The 16,445-nt window shown below is 70.8% G+C and carries 15 protein-coding genes; 6 read left to right on the top strand and 9 right to left on the bottom strand.

Annotated elements, in window-relative coordinates; translation table 11 throughout:
* Positions 1-299: 299 nt before the first annotated feature.
* Complete coding sequence (locus ACWCP8_RS16435; protein WP_352266901.1) at positions 300-1,046, top strand: bifunctional DNA primase/polymerase; 747 nt, start codon at positions 300-302, stop codon at positions 1,044-1,046.
* Positions 1,047-1,191: 145 nt separating this feature from the next.
* On the opposite strand, the gene ACWCP8_RS16430 is transcribed toward ACWCP8_RS16435, so the two are convergent.
* From ACWCP8_RS16430 to efeO, 4 genes are read right to left on the bottom strand one after another with little or no spacing between them, the layout of a single operon-like run.
* A complete protein-coding gene (locus ACWCP8_RS16430; protein WP_451116503.1) occupies positions 1,192-2,127 on the bottom strand; it encodes a hypothetical protein in 936 nt (311 codons plus the stop codon).
* A complete protein-coding gene (gene efeU, locus ACWCP8_RS16425; RefSeq protein WP_356001511.1) occupies positions 2,060-3,031 on the bottom strand; it encodes an iron uptake transporter permease EfeU in 972 nt (323 codons plus the stop codon). The genes ACWCP8_RS16430 and efeU overlap by 68 nt, the downstream gene beginning before the upstream one ends.
* 33 nt (positions 3,032-3,064) lie before the next feature.
* Positions 3,065-4,369: an iron uptake transporter deferrochelatase/peroxidase subunit gene (gene efeB, locus ACWCP8_RS16420; protein ID WP_352266898.1), complete on the bottom strand. Its 1,305-nt coding sequence runs from the start codon at positions 4,367-4,369 to the stop codon at positions 3,065-3,067.
* 20 nt (positions 4,370-4,389) lie between these two features.
* Positions 4,390-5,526, bottom strand: a complete 1,137-nt coding sequence (efeO, locus tag ACWCP8_RS16415; RefSeq protein ID WP_451116500.1) for an iron uptake system protein EfeO — start codon at positions 5,524-5,526, stop codon at positions 4,390-4,392.
* A gap of 312 nt (positions 5,527-5,838) precedes the next feature.
* Here efeO and ACWCP8_RS16410 point away from each other — a divergent pair, with 312 nt between their 5' ends.
* Positions 5,839-6,549, top strand: a complete 711-nt coding sequence (locus ACWCP8_RS16410; protein WP_451116498.1) for a PhzF family phenazine biosynthesis protein — start codon at positions 5,839-5,841, stop codon at positions 6,547-6,549.
* Between the two features lie 148 nt (positions 6,550-6,697).
* Here the strand turns inward: ACWCP8_RS16410 and ACWCP8_RS16405 are convergent, their stop codons facing one another.
* The gene (locus tag ACWCP8_RS16405; protein ID WP_451116496.1) at positions 6,698-7,363 is read right to left on the bottom strand and encodes a biliverdin-producing heme oxygenase; all 666 of its coding nucleotides are present in this window, start codon (positions 7,361-7,363) and stop codon (positions 6,698-6,700) included.
* A 203-nt stretch (positions 7,364-7,566) separates the two neighbouring features.
* The gene (map, locus tag ACWCP8_RS16400) at positions 7,567-8,424 is read right to left on the bottom strand and encodes a type I methionyl aminopeptidase (RefSeq protein WP_313937012.1); all 858 of its coding nucleotides are present in this window, start codon (positions 8,422-8,424) and stop codon (positions 7,567-7,569) included.
* 58 nt (positions 8,425-8,482) lie between these two features.
* Between map and ACWCP8_RS16395 the strand changes: the two genes are divergently transcribed.
* Positions 8,483-8,713 (top strand): hypothetical protein, encoded by a 231-nt coding sequence (locus ACWCP8_RS16395; RefSeq protein WP_267005462.1) that lies wholly within the window; start codon positions 8,483-8,485, stop codon positions 8,711-8,713.
* A 53-nt stretch (positions 8,714-8,766) separates the two neighbouring features.
* On the opposite strand, the gene ACWCP8_RS16390 is transcribed toward ACWCP8_RS16395, so the two are convergent.
* A complete protein-coding gene (locus ACWCP8_RS16390) occupies positions 8,767-10,059 on the bottom strand; it encodes an MFS transporter (protein WP_326630812.1) in 1,293 nt (430 codons plus the stop codon).
* Positions 10,060-10,133: 74 nt separating this feature from the next.
* Positions 10,134-10,736, bottom strand: coding sequence for a hypothetical protein (locus tag ACWCP8_RS16385; RefSeq protein WP_352266894.1), 603 nt, complete (start codon positions 10,734-10,736; stop codon positions 10,134-10,136).
* 139 nt (positions 10,737-10,875) lie between these two features.
* Between ACWCP8_RS16385 and npdG the strand changes: the two genes are divergently transcribed.
* Together npdG and ACWCP8_RS16375 are read left to right on the top strand one after the other, a co-directional pair.
* Entirely contained in the window at positions 10,876-11,586 is a 711-nt protein-coding gene (gene npdG, locus ACWCP8_RS16380) for an NADPH-dependent F420 reductase (RefSeq protein WP_451116493.1), read from the top strand.
* Positions 11,587-11,684: 98 nt separating this feature from the next.
* On the top strand, positions 11,685-11,861 hold the full coding sequence (locus tag ACWCP8_RS16375; RefSeq protein WP_352266892.1) for a hypothetical protein: 177 nt from the start codon (positions 11,685-11,687) through the stop codon (positions 11,859-11,861).
* Positions 11,862-11,877: 16 nt separating this feature from the next.
* Here ACWCP8_RS16375 and ACWCP8_RS16370 read toward each other — a convergent pair whose 3' ends face one another.
* Positions 11,878-12,672 (bottom strand): site-2 protease family protein, encoded by a 795-nt coding sequence (locus ACWCP8_RS16370; RefSeq protein ID WP_352266891.1) that lies wholly within the window; start codon positions 12,670-12,672, stop codon positions 11,878-11,880.
* A 232-nt stretch (positions 12,673-12,904) separates the two neighbouring features.
* On the opposite strand from ACWCP8_RS16370, the gene ACWCP8_RS16365 reads away from it, so the two are divergent.
* Positions 12,905-16,438, top strand: coding sequence for an AfsR/SARP family transcriptional regulator (locus ACWCP8_RS16365; protein ID WP_451116491.1), 3,534 nt, complete (start codon positions 12,905-12,907; stop codon positions 16,436-16,438).
* Positions 16,439-16,445 lie beyond the last annotated feature (7 nt).

The raw sequence follows: 16,445 nt of genomic DNA, 5'->3' as shown, positions 1-16,445 counted from the left end.
GGGGCTCGCACGGGTCTGTGCGTGAGCCCATGGTGCGCCGTGCGGGGCGACCGCGCAGTAAACCGATCGGGTGGTTGTACAGGCGGCTCGGTAACGATTACGCAGAGGCGCCGATGTGCTACGTCCCGTCCCGCTCCGCTGCCGGGTATCTCCTGAGCCACACCTGCCATTTCAGGCCAATTATTGGCATAGTGCCCAGCTCAGTGCGCCGGTCCTCGCACCCCGCTTGAGAACTCTGGCCACCCGAGGCGCAGGATGGTGGGACCATAGGCAGGGGCAACGCTGAGGTAAGGGGATTGATGGGCGCCGATTTCGGCCGTTCTCGCGGCACAGAGAGCAAGTTTTCCCAATGGCTTCGCCGACGACCCAAACCGCAGCACAGCGACGTCGACGACACCGCCCGGGAGGCGCTGCTCCTGGCTGTCGCCGAAGCCGGAATGCCCATTGCACCCGCCGCCCACCCGGTCGGCTACCGATGTTCATGCGAACGCATCGGCTGTCCCACCCCCGCCCGGCACCCCATCTCGTTCGCCTGGCAGACGCAGTCCACCACTGACAGCGCCCAGATCGAGCGCTGGGCCCGCAGTCAGCCACAGGCCAACTTCATCACCGCGACCGGCATGATCCATGACGTCCTCGACGTGCCGTTGACCGCGGGCAAGCAGGCTCTGGAGCGGCTCCTCGCCGCGGACATCGATGTCGGCCCGGTGGCCGTCTCCGGCGACGACCGGATGCTCTTCTTCACCGCCACCCGCGGCACTCCCGAGGACGAGGACGAGTGGTGGCCCTGCGAGCTGGACTGCCATCCCGAGACCATGGACGAGCATCCGGGGTTGCGCTGGCACTGCCGCGGAAGCTACGTACTCCTGCCGCCCGCCATGCTCCCCGGTGAGCTGGACGTGCACTGGGTCCGAGGCCCGGAGAACCCGCTGCCGGACCCGCTGACGCTGCTGGAGACGCTCACCGACGCCTGCGCCCAGTACGCGGACACGGCGGACCAGAGCGATCTCGACCACGACTCGGTGGCCTGGCCGCTCAGCCGCTGAGATTCCCCGCAGCGGAAGACGGGGGAGCCCGGGACGCGGGGCCTCACGAGCCCTGCGCCACGAGCAGCGCGAACCCATTATCACGGGTAGCGGGGGACGGCTCCCGGCAGAACAGGACGCCGCCCACGGCAGCGCGCGACCGCGCCTACGAGCCCTTTGCCGCCGTGAGTCCCGGCAGCCGGTTCAGCACGATCACCTTGGCGCCGTTCCCGGCGCCCTTCTTCGGGACGTACACCAGCTGGCTGGAGACCCGCTCCTTGGTGAGGGTGGTCTTCACCTCGCCGGTCAGCAGCGCCTGCACATCCGCGTTGACCGACGGACGCAGTCCCTTCGCCGCGGTCTGCTGCTCGAAGTGCTTGCTGCTGAAGAAGACCAGCGCCCCGCCGTCCTCCGTCTCCAGGCCGAGCGGACCGAACATACCGCTGTCCAGCGGCTGGTCGATGAACTGGAAGGAGAAGCCTGCCCGTCGGCTGTTTCTGCGCTCGATCCGCCAGGCCGAGGTGGCGACCCCGGGGGCGAACACGTCCGGCGTGCCCTTCTGCAGGTACTGCGTGTACTGCGTGCTCAAGTCCTTCGGAGCCACGGCCAGTTCCGTGCTGTCCGCGGTGACCGGCCGGGCCCGCCCGTCGCCGTCCTTCGCGAACGCGGGCAGCTCGGACGGCGTCACGACCGCGAGATACGACGCCTTCCAGACCGCGTCGGGACCGGTCCGGACGAAGAGGATCAGCCAGCTGGTGTCCTGCTTCCCGCTGTCCTGGTCGCGGTTGGAGTCGGTGTTCGCGAGAAACCAGCGCGGCCAGCCGGCCTTCTTCGGGATGAGATACGTGGCGTCGGTCAGCTCCAGCGGCCGGTGGTTCGCGTTGCCGTTGGGGTTGTTCTTCTGCCGCGCCCGCAGACCGGCCTGGTTGATCGCACCGAGCGATCCGGTGACCCGGTCCGCGTCCAACGCAGGGTCGTAGGCCTTGTCCGCCGCGTTGTACGCAGTGGTGAAGTCCGTAAGGGCCTTCGCGGCCTCAGACTTCGTCGCCCCCGGTACGACTTCCAGCTCGCCGTGCACCGTCACGCACCCGCTCGCCGTCATGCTCAGCACCGTCGCTGTCGCGAGCCCCGTCGCCAGCCGAATCGGCCTCAGACTTCTCATCCGTTGCTTTCTGCGCCTTCTGATCCGTCGCCCCCACTGACCGTCCGAACCCTACCGGGGCGAGGAACAGCGCGAGAGTGGGGATCAGGTACAGCGCCCACACCGTGACCTGAAGAACGGTCGGATCGGGCTGGAAGTTGAAGGTGCCCTTCAGCAGCGTGCCGTACCAGCTGTCCGGCGGGATCGTGGCGCTGATGTCGAACGCCCGGTTCTGCAGACCGCCGAGGAACTCGGCCTCCTGGAGATCGTGGACGCCGTACGCGAGCACGCCCGCCGCGACGACCACCAGCATGCCGCCGGTCCAGGTGAAGAACTTCGCCAGGTTGATCCGCAGCGCACCGCGGTAGAACAGCCAGCCCAGCACCACGGCCGTGGCGATCCCGAGCAGCGCACCGATCATCGGATGCCAGCCGTCGTCCGCGGCATGCACCGCACGCCAGACGAACAGCGAGGTCTCGAGCCCCTCCCGGCCGACGGCGAGGAGCGCCGTGGCGACCAGCGCGCCGGTGCCCATCGCGAGCGCCGCGTCGAGCTTGCCGTGCAGCTCCGCCTTCAGATGCCGCGCGGTGCGCCGCATCCAGAACACCATCCAGGTGACCAGGCCGACCGAGATGATCGACAGCGAACCGCCGAGCGCCTCCTGCGCCTTGAACGTCATCTCCTGCGAGCCGAATTCGAGACCCGCGCCGAACGCCAGGCTGACGACTACCGCGATGCTGACCCCGACCCAGATCGGCAGCAGCTTGCTCCGGTTGCCGGTCTTCACCAGATAGGCGATGAGGATGCAGACGACCAGGCTGGCCTCAAGGCCCTCGCGCAGGCCGATCAGAAAGTTGCTGAACACGTTTCGGTTCTCCTTTTTCCGCTTCGAGTCCCGTTACGAGAAGAGCGCCCGGCCCCACCAGTCGTCCTTGGAGCGGACGCCCGGCGGGACGGCGAAGTGCGCCGAACCCACGTGCTGGATGTACTCGTTGAGTGCGTCGTGTGCCGCGAGGCGGCGCTGCAACGGAATGAACGCCTTCCGGACATCGCGCTGGTAGGCCAGGAAGAACAGCCCGGCGTCCAGCCGACCCAGGCCGTCCGTGCCGTCCGTGAAGGAGTAGCCGCGGCGCAGGATCTTCGCACCGTCGTTGCTGTCCGGGTGGGCGAGCCGCACATGGGCGGTCGGCAGCATCGCCTTCAGGAACGGCTCGTCGCGCTCCTTCGCCTTGCCGACCGGGGCGCCTTCGCCCTTGTCCCGGCCGAAGACGTCCTCCTGCTCCTGGAGTCCGGTCCGGTCCCAGGTCTCGATGTGCATGCGGATGCGCCGGGCCACCAGGTACGAACCCCCGGTCATCCAGTCGGCCTTGTCCTTCTCAGCGACCCACACATGCTTGTCGAGGGCCGCGGTGTCGGTGCCGGAGATGTTCCGGGTGCCGTCCTTGAAGCCCATCATGTTGCGCGGGGTCTGGGCGTCGGGCGTCGTCGACGACGTCTTGCCGAAGCCCAGCTGCGACCAGCGGATCGCGGTGCGGCCCATGCCGATCCTGGCGAGGTTGCGGATGGCGTGCACCGCGACCTGCGGGTCGTCCGCGCACGCCTGGACGCACAGGTCGCCGCCGCTGCGGGCCGCGTCGAGATTGTCGCCGGGGAACTTCGGCAGATCGACGAGCGCCTCCGGGCGCCGGTCCTCAAGGCCGAACCTCCCCTTGGCGAACAGGGAGGGACCGAAGCCGATGGTCAGGGTGAGCCGGGACGGCTTGAGCCCCAGCGCCTCGCCGGTGTCGTCCGGCGGTGCTTCGGCGAGACCGCCGTACGCCCCGTCGCCGACCGCATGACCGGCCGTCATCCGCTCGGCCGCCCGCGTCCACTCCTTGAGCAGCGCGATCAGCTCGGCCCGGTCCTTCGTCGTCACGTCGAAGGCGGCGAAGTGCAGCCTGTCCTGGACGGCGGTCGCGATACCGGCCTGGTGCGCACCGTGGAACGGCACCGCGGCGCCGCTGTCCGCGGCCGGCACGGCGTCGTTCTCCGTACGCACCGCGGCGACCGCGCCACCGGCCGCGACCGCGCCGAGCGCCAGCCCGGCACCGCCCCAGCCGAGCAGCGCACGGCGCGACGGGGCGCGGCCGCCGGTGGCCTCCGCCTCGGCGGCGCCTGCGTCGGCGACGTCCGTTCCGGTGGTGTTCTGACTTTCCTCGGACATGACCGGTGCCTCCCCGCCCGTTACTTCGTCACCGCGGCGGCGAGCCGCGACAGCGGCTCGGCCAGCGCGTTGACGGCGTCCGACAGTTCCTTGCGGTCCGCCTTGCCGACCTTGTCGTACGAGGTGAACTCGTAGGAGTTCTTGTCCTCGCGATACTTGTCCAGCAGCGTGTTCAGCGCCGCGAACTGCTTGTCCAGGGTGGTGGTCAGCGCCGCGTCGTTCTTCGAGGCGATCGGCTTCAGGAGCTCGTACGACTTCTGCGCGCCCTCGACATTGGCCTTGAAGTCGATCAGGTCGGTGTGGCTGTAGCGCTCCTCCTCACCGGTGACCTTGCCGGTGGCGACCTCGTCGAGGAGCTCCTTGGCGCCGTTGGCCATCGAGGTCGGGGTGATCTCCGCCTTGCCGACCCGCTTCTGCCAGTCGACGAGGTCCTTGTAGAGGACCGGGGCGAGGGCCTTCTCCTCGGAGCCGAGCTTCTTGTCCTGCCACAGCGCCTTCTCCAGGCGGTGCCAGCCGGTCCATTTCTGGCCGTCCTCCAGGCCGTCCTCGCGGACGTCGACCTTGGGGTCGATGTCACCGAATGACTCGGCGACCGGCTCGGTGCGCTCCCAGCCGATGCGGGAGTCGGCGTACGCCTTCTTCGCGGCCTCGATGTCGCCCGCGGCAACGGCGTCCGTGAAGACCTTGACCTTCGGCAGCGTCTCGTCGGCCTGCGCCTGCACATAGGTGCGGTAGCCGGCGACGGCCTTGTCCATCTCGGGGCTGCGCTTGACCGCGGTGCCGCCGGTGACCTCGATCTTCTGCCGGAAGCCGGCGCCCTTCATGCCGGGCTTGCAGACGACGTCGTACGAACCGGCCTTGACCTCGGCGGTGATGGTGGCCTTGGTGCCGGGGCCGATGTTCTCGCGCTCGGCGACGATGCGGTCGTCCGGGAAGAGCACGTAGACCTCGGTGACCTTGGATCCCTTGTTCTCCACGGCGAGTGCGATGTGACCGGCCGGGAGCTTCTTCTTCGACACCGAGCAGGAGTCGTCCTTCGCGGTGACCTTCACCGCGCCGTCACCCTTGCCGTCGCTCTTCTCGGCGCAGCCCGTGACGGCGGTCAGAGCTGCCGCGGTGGCGACAGCGGTGACGACGGAGAAACGAACGGCTCGCATACGGGCTCCACAAAGGCTGAAGAGGATGAACAGGGCCGGAAACAGGCGGGTGAGGCGGACCTAACTTAACCGAGGCTTACCTCACCGGCACCCACCCGTGCAGTGATTCAGATCTCACCTGGGGTGCCGGAGAACGGGGCGATCACAGGCGCCCCATGGGCGCCCCATGGAAAGGCAAAGAAATGGTCAACCGGTTCTTGGTGGCGCGAATGAGGGGCGCCTCGGTGCCGGAGCCGTCGCCGCGGCCCCGCCGATGTCGCATCCGATCCGCTCCTGCGGCACCACCGGGCCGCACGATGCTTGAATGCGCACGTGAGTGACTACGACGTACCCGCAGGCATCGACGTACTGCACGTGTTCTGCGGTCCGGACGGACGACACGGCAACGCCCTCGGGGTGGTACGCGACGGGCGTACGTACCCCGACGAGGCGTCCCGGCAGGCGCTCGCCGGGCAACTCGGTTTCAGCGAGACGGTGTTCGTCGACGATCCCGAGCGCGGGCACGTCGACATCTACACGCCGGGACTCCGGCTGCCGTTCGCCGGGCATCCGCTCGTGGGCGCCGCCTGGCTGCTGGACCTGGAGATCCTGGAGCTGCCGGTCGGCGACATCTACGCCCGTCAGGACGGCGAGTTCAGCTGGATCGCGGCCCGCCCCGAATGGGTGCCGCCGCGCACGCTGGAGCAGTACGCATCCGTCGCCGAGGTCGAGGCGCTGACCGGGCCGCCCCCGGGGGAGGGCTGGCTGTACGTATGGGCGTGGGAGGACGAGGCAGCGGGACGGGTCAGGGCGCGGGCCTTCCCGCGGCGCATCCATGAGCGCGGTGTCAGCCGCCCCGGTGGAATCGTCGAGGACGAGGCGACGGGTGCGGCGGCGCTGCTGCTCAGCGCGCAACTGGGCCGCGCCCTCAACATCACACAAGGGCGCGGCTCGCAGATCCTCACCGCACCCGCACCGGACGGCACGGTGGAAATCGGGGGCCGCGTCCTGCTGGCGGATGCAAGCCTGTCGCCGGCGCTGTGACGTCGGCGTCGTGACGTCGGAGGGGCGACTTCAAGCGTGACGTCGGACGGGCGAATTCAAGCCCGTCCGGCGATTGAGGGCAGAGCGGCACGGGTGACCGGGCTCACCGTCAGAACCCGGCCACCCCGCCCTCCGCACCCCGTGGGGCCTACGCACTGCGGGGGAACACCTCACTCAGCTCCCGGAACACCGCCGTGTTCAGCGCAAACGCGCGCCTGCACTCGTCGACGATCCGCTTCTTCTCCAGTTCGTCCGCGTCCACCGCGTCCAGCAGTTCCCGGTAACCCCGCTTGAACGAGGCGGGGTTGGCTATCCCCTCGAAGACATAGAACCGGACACCGTCACCCTTGCGCGCGAAGCCCCAGGTCTTCTCCGCCCGGTCGCGGATGATCTGGCCGCCGGAGAGATCCCCGAGATAGCGGGCGTAGTGGTGCGCGATGTATCCGGCGGACCAGGTGCGTGCGCACTCGGTGACCCGGTCGGCGTACGTGGCCGTCGCGGTCAGTGGCTCCAGGCCCCTGCGCCAGTCCGCACCGCGAAGATGCGCCAGATCGCGCTCCAGCTCCGCGGTGCGCATCAGCTCCGGCTGTATGAACGGACCGGCGACCGGGTCGGTGCGGAGCGCCTCCGCGCCCTCCTCCAGCGCCCGGTAGACGAACCACAACTGCTCGGTGTAGCGCGTGTACGCAACCACTCCGAGCCGCCCGCCCAGCAGGTCGCTCATGAAGGCCGAGGTCTCCGCCTCGGTGTGCTGCTCGTGCGACGCCGTGCGGATCAGCGTCGAGAAGGGCGTGGTGGCGGCTGTTGCGTCCAAGGCGGGCCTCCGGGGACCGAGGAGGGAGGGAAGTCCGGAAGAAGACAGAAAAGCCGACAGCAACTGCGCTCGGCAGCCACTGTCGACATCTCCGATCTTCCAACTTAGGCTTACCTAAGTCGACAGCTTCCCGACGGTCCGTCGGTAAAAACGATACGCCCGGTTCCACCCGTTCGCCGGGGTTGCGGATCGCGTACGAAGTGTTAGGGAAGGGTCAGGATCTCGGCGCCCGTCTCCGTCACCACCAGTGTGTGCTCGAACTGGGCGGTGCGCTTGCGGTCCTTCGTCACCACGGTCCAGCCGTCGTCCCACATGTCGTACTGGTGCGTCCCGAGCGTCAGCATCGGCTCGATGGTGAATGTCATGCCGGGCTGCATCACGGTGGTCGCGTGCGGGCTGTCGTAGTGCGGAATGATCAGGCCGGAGTGGAACGAGGAATTGATCCCGTGCCCGGTGAAGTCCCGGACCACGCCGTACCCGAAGCGCTTGGCGTACGACTCGATGACCCGCCCGATCACATTGATCTGGCGCCCGGGGCGGACCGCCTTGATGGCGCGGTTCAGCGACTCCTCGGTGCGCTCCACGAGCAGCCGGGACTCCTCGTCCACATCGCCGCAGAGATAGGTGGCGTTGTTGTCGCCGTGCACACCGTTGATGTACGCGGTGACGTCGAGGTTCACGATGTCGCCGTCGCGCAGCACCGTGGAGTCCGGGATGCCGTGGCAGATGACCTCGTTGAGCGACGAGCAGAGCGACTTGGGGAAGCCGCGATAGCCGAGCGTCGACGGATAGGCGCCGTGATCGCACATGAACTCGTGGGCGACGCGGTCGAGTTCGTCCGTCGTCACGCCCGGAGCGATGTGCTTCGCGGCCTCGGCCATCGCCTGTGCGGCGATCCGGCCGGCGATGCGCATGCGCTCGACGGTGTCGGCGTCCTGGATTTCCGGGCCGGTGTACGGCGCAGGAGCCGGCTTACCCACGTACTCGGGGCGCCGGATATTTCCCGGTACGGAACGGATGGGAGTGATCTCCCCTGGTGCGAGCAGCGACTGGCCAGACATGTCAGCGAGTCTAACCAGCGAGCTTGGGGCAGCATGGCTCCGAGGAAAGGAGCCGATGATGGCCCTGTTCAAGAAGCGCACGGTCGGCAAGCCGGGCGAGTGGTACTACTGCCTGGTGCACCAGAAGGTCGAGGAAGGCCCCGAGTGCCCCGCGAAGGACCGGTTCGGCCCCTACACCTCCCGTGAGGAGGCACAGCACGCGATGGACACGGCGCGCGAGCGGAATCTGGAGTGGGAGAACGACCCCAAGTGGCACGACAAGGCCACGCCTCCGGAGGCCGACGCGTAGGGTTCCGGCCCGTCCGGCAGCTGCCCCGGGGCTCCGGCCCCGGACCCTGCTCCTCACACGCCGGAGGGGCTGGACTGCCGGCGCCGCACCGCGTCCGCGTCCGTCTCGGAGTCGTACGTGAGGAGCTTCGGCAGCGCCGCAGCCAGCAGCGCGACCGAGGCCACGCACGCCACCCCGCCCGTCCAGATCGCGGACCGCGTGCCCGTCCAGCCCGCCATCGCGCCCGCCCGCACCTGTCCCAGCTGCGGCCCGACGCTGTACGAGAGCACCTCGATGCCCGCCAGCCGGCCGCGCAGCTCCTCCGGGATGGTCTGGTTCCAGATCGTGGAGCGGCCCAGACCGCTGAGCATGTCGCCCGCGCCCGCCACCGCGAGGCAGACCAGCACCAGCCACACATTGCTGAACCACCCGGCCGCGGCGATCGCCAGCCCCCAGGCCGCCGCCCCGAACACCACGAACAGCCCGTGCCGCCGTACCCGTGACGTCCAGCCGCTGGTCAGGCCCAGTACCAGCGAGCCGACCGACCCCGCCGCGTACATCAACCCCAGTGACCACTCGGCGTCCAGCTCGTCCGCCAGGAACGGGAAGATCGTGTTCGGGAAGGCGAAGAACATCGCGGCCAGGTCGATCGCGTACGTCCCCAGCAGCACCGGCCGGCTCCAGGCGTACCTCGCCCCCTCGGCGATGCCGCGCAGCGACGGCTTCCGTGCGTGCTCGGCGGGCGGTGCGGGCGCCAGCCGCAGACAGAGGAGCACGGAGACGGTGAACGTGACCACGGTGACCGTGTACGCCGTGGCGTGCCCCGCATAGGCCACCACCAGACCCGCCACCGCCGGGCCGGTGATCGCACCGAACTGCCAGCGCAGCGAGTTCAGGGCGGCGGCAGCGGTGAGCTGGTCGTGCGGCACGATCCGGGCGATCAGGGAGTCCAGCGCGGGCCGCTGGAGACCGGCGAGCGCGGAGACGCCGCCCGCGACGAGATAGAGAGGCCAGAGCATCGGGTCGGGCAGCGCGGCATTCACCAGGAGGACGAGCGCGAGCAGCCCCAGCCCCGCCTCGGTGCCCAGGATCACCTTGCGGCGGTCCGCGGAGTCGGCGAGCGCCCCGCCGTACAGACCGAAGACGACCAGCGGCACCAGCTCGACCGCACCCATCGCGCCGACGGCGAGCGGCGAACCGGTGAGTTCCTTGATCTGGAGCGGCAACGCGATCAGCGCCATGAAGCTGCCGAAGTAGGTGACCAGGCCCTGGACCCACAGCAGCCGGAAGTCGGCCGAGGAACGCCAGGGCGAGAGGTCGGGCAGGAGCGCGGAGAGCCTGGCGGGCAGGGCGGTGGCAGAGGTCACGAAGGGTCATGGTCCGGCGCCGTACGTGCCCTGTGCAACCGGTTTTGCCCGGGCCTGCGGCGGCCTCGTCCCCGTCACCATCGCGCGGGCGGAGGCGCGGTCAGCTGGTCGGCGAGCCGGGACAGCCGGTCCCGGAAGCGATGGCGGCCGCGCGGTGCGGGGACGCTGTTCTCCCCGGCCGCCGCGCTCACCAGATGCTGCACGGTGTCCAGGTCCACATCGTCGCGGCAGGTCACCGCGAGCGTCTCATGGGCGAGCCCCCGCACCTCCGGGTCGCCGTTGTCCAGCGACAGCACCGTCGCCCCCGCCCGGCGCGCGTCGTGCACCCGCTCCAGCAGCCCGTCCCCGGGCCGCTCCGGAGCCACCAGGAACAGCGTCTCGCCCCGCCCGGCCGCCTCGATCCGGCCCAGACCGACGGCCAGATGCGCCGGATCGCCCGGCTCCACCCGGTGGCGTACGAGCGTGGGCGCCAGCTCCGGCAGTCCGGACCAGGTGGACTCGTCGACCAGATGGGCCGCCAGGTGCCACGGCTCGTACGCCGCCGTCCCCACCAGCAGCAGCCCGCCGCCGTGCGGAACGACGGACGACCGGAGGGTCCCCGCGAACCGGCGGGCCGCCGCGGGCCACTCGGTCCCGGCGAGCACTTCACGGAGCAGGGCGACGCGTACGGCATCCATGGCCCGGCATCATGCCGCAGGACCCGTCCCCCGCACCGGCGAACGGCACCGAACCAGCCGAACGGGGCAGGTGCAGTGATGGATGTCGCTGGGGTGACACGCTGCGTTCCCCTCCATGGCGCGCAGTAGTGTCGGGACCATGACTACGAATGACAGCGGCAGCGCGCCCAAGCCCCCCGCCAAGGACCCCTGGGACCTTCCCGACGTATCCGGGCTGACTGTCGGCGTGCTCGGCGGCACCGGCCCGCAGGGCCGCGGTCTCGCCTACCGGCTCGCGCGCGCCGGGCAGAAGGTGATCATCGGCTCCCGCGTCGCCGACCGCGCCCGGACCGCCGCCGACGGGCTGGGTCTCGGTGTCGAGGGCGCCGACAACGCCGAGTGCGCCCGCCGCAGCGACGTCGTGATCGTCGCAGTGCCGTGGGACGGGCACGCCAAGACCCTGGAGTCGCTGCGCGACGAGCTCGCCGGGAAGCTTGTCATCGACTGCGTCAACCCGCTCGGCTTCGACAAGCAGGGCGCGTACGCCCTGAAGCCCGAGGAGGGCAGTGCCGCCGAGCAGGCCGCCGCCCTGCTGCCCGAGTCCCGGGTCACCGCCGCCTTCCACCACCTCTCGGCGGTGCTGCTCCAGGACCAGGCGATCGAGGAGATCGACACCGATGTGCTCGTGCTGGGCGACGCCCGCGCCGACACCGATCTCGTGCAGGCGCTCGCCGGCCGGATCCCCGGCATGCGCGGCATCTTCGCGGGCCGGCTGCGCAACGCCCACCAGGTCGAGTCGCTGGTCGCCAACCTGATCTCGGTCAACCGCCGCTACAAGGCGCACGCCGGGCTGCGTACCACGGACGTCTGAGCCCGAGGGCGCCCACGGCCGCACCCTGCGGAGAGCGGAATGGGGCATGAGGGACACTGGACGGGACCATGCGCCACCCCGGACAGGAGCTGCCCCCCATGCCCCGCCTCGCTCTCTACGCCCTCGCCGTCTGCGTCCTGGCCGTCGGTGCGGCCGTGATCTCCTTCGTCCAGGGCACCTGGCTCGGGATCATCTGGGTGCTGCTGGCCGGACTCTCCTCCAACATGGCGTGGTACTACCTGCGCAAGCACCGCGCAGAGACCGCCGCCCGCTGACCGCGGCCGGACACCCCTAACCGGCGACGCAGGACGGATTCGACTTCTGCCAGAACTGGTAGGCGTCGAAGCCGCAGTACGTGTCGGACTCGCTGACGCCCAGCGACTGCAACAGGCTGTGGATCGTGTCGAAGAAGACGATGTTGACCTCGGGGATCCACAGCAGCCCGAACACCGCGAACAGGCCGAACGCCGCGAACGGCTCCACCTGGCGGCGGATCCGGTGCGACAGCCACGGCTCGATCACCCCGTACCCGTCCAGCCCCGGGACCGGCAGGAAGTTCAGGATCGACGCGGTGACCTGGAGCAGCGCCAGGAACGCCAGCGCGTACCGGAACCCCAACGGGACACCGTCCAGCGCGTGCAGCCAGAACGGCGCCGTGCAGACGACCGCGAACAGTACGTTCGTCAGGGGGCCCGCCGCCGAGATCAGGCTGTGCTTCCAGCGGCCGCTGATCCGGCCCCGCTCGATGAAGACCGCGCCACCGGGCAGCCCGATCCCGCCCAGGATCACGAACAGCACCGGCAGCACGATGCTCAGCAGCGCATGCGTGTACTTGAGCGGGTTCAGCGTCAGATAGCCCTTCGCCCCGATCGAGACGTCCCCGCTGTGCAGTGCGGTGCGCGCGTGCGCGTACTCGTGCAGACAGAGCGAGACGACCCAGGCCGCCGTGACGAAGAGGAAGATCGCAAGCCCCGGCAGCTCGGCGAAGTCCGTCCACACCGCCCAGCCGGAGACCGCCATGACGGCGGCGATCCCGAGGAAGATGGGACTGATTCGCCGGTCGCTGCGGGCAACTGCGGTGGTCATCAGTGGACTCCAAGTGGCTCGGGGGCAGGGGGTGGAGCGCGTCACGGGCAGGGTGAGTCCCGACCGTACAGTCGACACGGCGGAAACGACTCGCATCCGGGTGGTGGTTCCGGACAGGGTGGACACATGACGAGCAACACCGGGGAACCGTTGGGCAACGCCGAGCACCGGAATGGACCGCCGCTGCCGGGCGCCTGTCCGATTCCCGATTCCGGTCACGGAGAATAGGCGCGTGCGCTACAGCATCCTCGGCACCACGCAGGCACTCCACGACGACGGCACGGCCGTCGCCATCGGTGGGGCGCGACTGCGCGCCCTGCTGACCGTTCTGGCGCTGAGCCCCGGCCGCGCGGTCCCTGCCGCGGTGCTTGTCGACGAGGTGTGGGACGGCGAGCCGCCCGCCGACGCGGTGGGCGCCCTGCAGGCGCTCGTCGGCCGGCTCCGGCGGGTTCTCGGCCATGAGGCCATCACCTCCGCCGAGAGCGGCTACCGGCTTGCCGCCGATCCCGACGCGGTCGACCTGCACCGCTTCGACCGGCTCACGGGGGAGGGGGTGCGGGCCCTGGACTCGGGCGATCCGGCCAAGGCCGTCACCGTCCTCGACGATGCGCTCGCCCTGTGGCGGGGCCCGGTCCTCGCCGATCTGCCCGACCGCGGCGCCGTCGCCGCCCGCTGGACGGCCCGCCGACTGGACGCCCGGCGCACCCGGCTCGCCGCGGCGCTGGCGCTGGGCCGCGCCGACGAGGTCCTGCCGGAACTGGTCGCGCTCTGCGCCGACCACCCGATAGACGAACCGCTCCAGACGCTGCGCCTGCGGGCGCTGCGGGACGCCGGACGTGCGGCGCAGGCGCTGGCGGCGTACGAGGAGGTACGTACCGTACTCGCCGACCGCCTCGGCACCGACCCGGGCCCCGAACTGCGTTCTCTGCACGCTGAATTGCTCCACCAGGAACCGGCGCTGGCGCCGTCGAACCGAGGGGCCGGACACGGCCGGGCGCCCGCGCCGGGGCGCACGCCCGGACTCGACCGGGCGCACGGACAGGGCCCGGCCGCCGCGTCGCGCCATGCGCCTGCGCCGAACCGGCCGCCGCTGGCGGACCCGGCCGCCGTGCCGGCCCGTATCCCCGCGCCCGCCCCTGCCCTCACCCTCGACGGCCCCCCGGCCCCGTACGCCCCCGCCGCCCCCCACGGCAACCTGCGCGCCAGGCTCACCAGCTTTGTCGGGCGCGAGGCCGATATCGAGGCGCTCCGGGACGACCTCGCGCAGGCCCGGCTCGTCACCCTTCTCGGGCCCGGGGGCGCGGGCAAGACCCGGCTGTCCCAGGAGGCCGCCGAGTCCGCCGCGTCCGCCTGGCCGGACGGCATCTGGCTGGCCGAGCTCGCCCCCGTGGACGACCCCGAGGCCGTGCCCGAAGCGGTACTGACCGCACTCGGTGCGCGCGAGACCGTGCTGCGCGGCGCCGGCGCCGAGGAACTGCGGGCCGCCGAGCGGGGCACCGGCGATCCGCTCGTCCGGCTGACCGAGCACTGCTCGCGGCGCCGGATGCTGCTCCTCCTCGACAACTGCGAGCACGTCATCGAGGCCGCCGCGGCGCTCGCCGACCATCTGCTCGTCCAATGCCCGGACCTCACCGTCCTGGCGACCAGCCGTGAACCCCTCGGTGTACCGGGCGAGTTCGTCCGCCCCGTCGACCCGCTGCCCGACCCGATGGCGCTGCGCCTGCTCGCCGACCGCGGCGCCGCCGCGCAGCCCGGCTTCCGGACGGACAGCGACGAGGAGACGGCGGCTGCCGCCGCCGAGATCTGCCGTCGACTCGACGGCCTGCCGCTCGCCATCGAACTCGCCGCCGCCCGGCTGCGGATGCTCAGCCCGCGCCAGATCGCGGACCGGCTCGACGACCGGTTCCGGCTGCTGACCAGCGGCAGCCGTACCGTTCTGCCGCGCCAGCAGACCCTGCGTGCCGTCGTCGACTGGTCCTGGGACCTCCTCGACGCGCCCGAACGCGCTGTCCTGCGCCGCCTGTCCGTGTTCGCCGGCGGCTGCACCCTCGCCGCGGCGGAGTCGGTCTGCGCCCACCCCGCCCCGGACGCCCCGGTCGTCCCCGACGATCCGGTCGAGCCCGTCGATCCGCGTGACGTCGCCGTCCTGCTCGGCTCGCTCGTCGACAAGTCTCTTGTCGTCGCCGCGCCCGCCGACGACGGCGAGATGCGCTACCGGCTCCTGGAGACCGTGGGCGAGTACGCCGCAGGGCGGCTCGACGAGGCAGCGGAGCGGACCGCCGTCGAGCGGCAACACCTGGTCTTCTACCGGGAGTTGGCACGTACCACCGACCCCGAGCTCCGGGGTTCGGGACAGCGGGCCGCCATCGAGCTCCTGGAGCGCGAGTACGAGAACCTGCGCACGGCCCTGCGGCGCGCCGTCGCCGCCCGTGACGAGCAGGAGGTGCTCTGCCTGGTCCTCTCCCTCGCCTGGTACTGGCAGATGCGTGACCTGCGGACCGATGCACTCCAGTGGTCCGACGCGGCTGCCGAGCTCGGCCCCGACCCGTTCGCCCCGCCCGCCCGGCCCGCGCCCTCGCTCCATGAGCGGTGCACCGACGCGCCACCGCCCATGTCGCCCGAGCTGCTCGAAGAGGCGCGGCGCGGGGCGCGGCTGATCCAGCTGGTCAGCATGGACCATGCGATGGACGAGTGGACCACCGAGAAGAGCATGGAGCGGCTGCGCGTCATCGCGGGCACCTACCGGGCGGGTCAGCCGCAGACCTGCCGCGCCCCGGCGTCGCTCTGGTTCTTCGCAGTCCTGCTCACCGGGGACGTGGGCCGGCTGCGCGAACTGCTGGACGAAACGGTCCGTTCCTGCCGGGAGTTCGGCTATGAATGGGAGCTCGCCGCCGCTCTTCAGATGCGCGCCAATGTGCTGGCCAATCGCCCCGACTGGGCGGGCGAGGCCCGGGGGGACGCCGACGAGAGCCTGGAGATCTTCAATCGGCTCGGGGATGCCTGGGGTGCCGCGGAAGCGCTCTCCTGCCGGGGCGAGGCCTATGAGAAGAAGGGCGCTTACACCAGCGCGGCGGACGACTTCCTCGCTGCGATCGGCTGGGCCGAGCAACTGGGGGCCCGCTCCCAGGTGTCGCTCCTGCGTACCCGGTACGCCTCCGTGCTGACCGAGCTCGACCGTGGCGCCGAGGCCGAGACGATCCTCCGTGAGGTGCTCACCGAGGGCCGTCAGGCGGGGCACGAGGCGATGCCGGCCGCCCGGCTCCATCTCGCCATGTGGCTGGGCCGCTCCGGGCGTACGGCCGAGGCGCGGGAGCAACTCATCGAGTTGCGCGAGGAGTTCCGGTCCGAGACGGTGGCGATCTTCGACGGGTTCGTGCTGGGCGGCATGGCGTGGCTGGACAACGAGGACGGCCTGTACGCCGACGCCCTCGACCGGGGCCGGCAGGCTCTGGTCAGGTCCCAGGACCCGCTGTCGCAGATGGTGGCACCCCAGATGTCCGCCCTTCATCTCGTCACCGTGGCCTGGGCCCTCGGCGGACTCGGCGGCGAGCGCCGGGCGGCGGACGCGGCTCGGCTGCTGGGTGCCCGGGAGGGTCTGCTGCCGTCCGGTCATGTCGAGGCGTCGCTGGAGCGTGACAACCACGCGCGGGCGGTGGAACTGGTCCGCGGCGTCCTCGGGGAGGCCGCCTACGCCGCCGCGTACGCCGAGGGCGGCGGCCTCACACTGGAGGAGGCCGCCGCCCTCGTGGACGCGTATCGGGACTGACCCCGGA

The sequence above is a fragment of the Streptomyces sp. NPDC002206 genome, assembly GCF_053593595.1.
Note: the sequence above shows the minus strand (reverse complement) of the source record. Positions and strands in the feature narration are given on the sequence as shown.

Excerpts from the sequence above, each read along its gene's own strand:
- npdG (WP_451116493.1), top strand. The coding sequence starts at position 10,876 with ATGACTACGAATGACAGCGGCAGCGCGCCCAAGCCCCCCGCCAAGGAC.
- ACWCP8_RS16395 (WP_267005462.1), top strand. The coding sequence starts at position 8,483 with ATGGCCCTGTTCAAGAAGCGCACGGTCGGCAAGCCGGGCGAGTGGTAC.
- ACWCP8_RS16385 (WP_352266894.1), bottom strand. The coding sequence starts at position 10,736 with ATGGATGCCGTACGCGTCGCCCTGCTCCGTGAAGTGCTCGCCGGGACC.
- ACWCP8_RS16370 (WP_352266891.1), bottom strand. The coding sequence starts at position 12,672 with ATGACCACCGCAGTTGCCCGCAGCGACCGGCGAATCAGTCCCATCTTC.
- ACWCP8_RS16430 (WP_451116503.1), bottom strand. The coding sequence starts at position 2,127 with ATGACGGCGAGCGGGTGCGTGACGGTGCACGGCGAGCTGGAAGTCGTA.
- map (WP_313937012.1), bottom strand. The coding sequence starts at position 8,424 with ATGTCTGGCCAGTCGCTGCTCGCACCAGGGGAGATCACTCCCATCCGT.
- ACWCP8_RS16375 (WP_352266892.1), top strand. The coding sequence starts at position 11,685 with ATGCCCCGCCTCGCTCTCTACGCCCTCGCCGTCTGCGTCCTGGCCGTC.
- efeO (WP_451116500.1), bottom strand. The coding sequence starts at position 5,526 with ATGCGAGCCGTTCGTTTCTCCGTCGTCACCGCTGTCGCCACCGCGGCA.
- ACWCP8_RS16435 (WP_352266901.1), top strand. The coding sequence starts at position 300 with ATGGGCGCCGATTTCGGCCGTTCTCGCGGCACAGAGAGCAAGTTTTCC.
- efeB (WP_352266898.1), bottom strand. The coding sequence starts at position 4,369 with ATGTCCGAGGAAAGTCAGAACACCACCGGAACGGACGTCGCCGACGCA.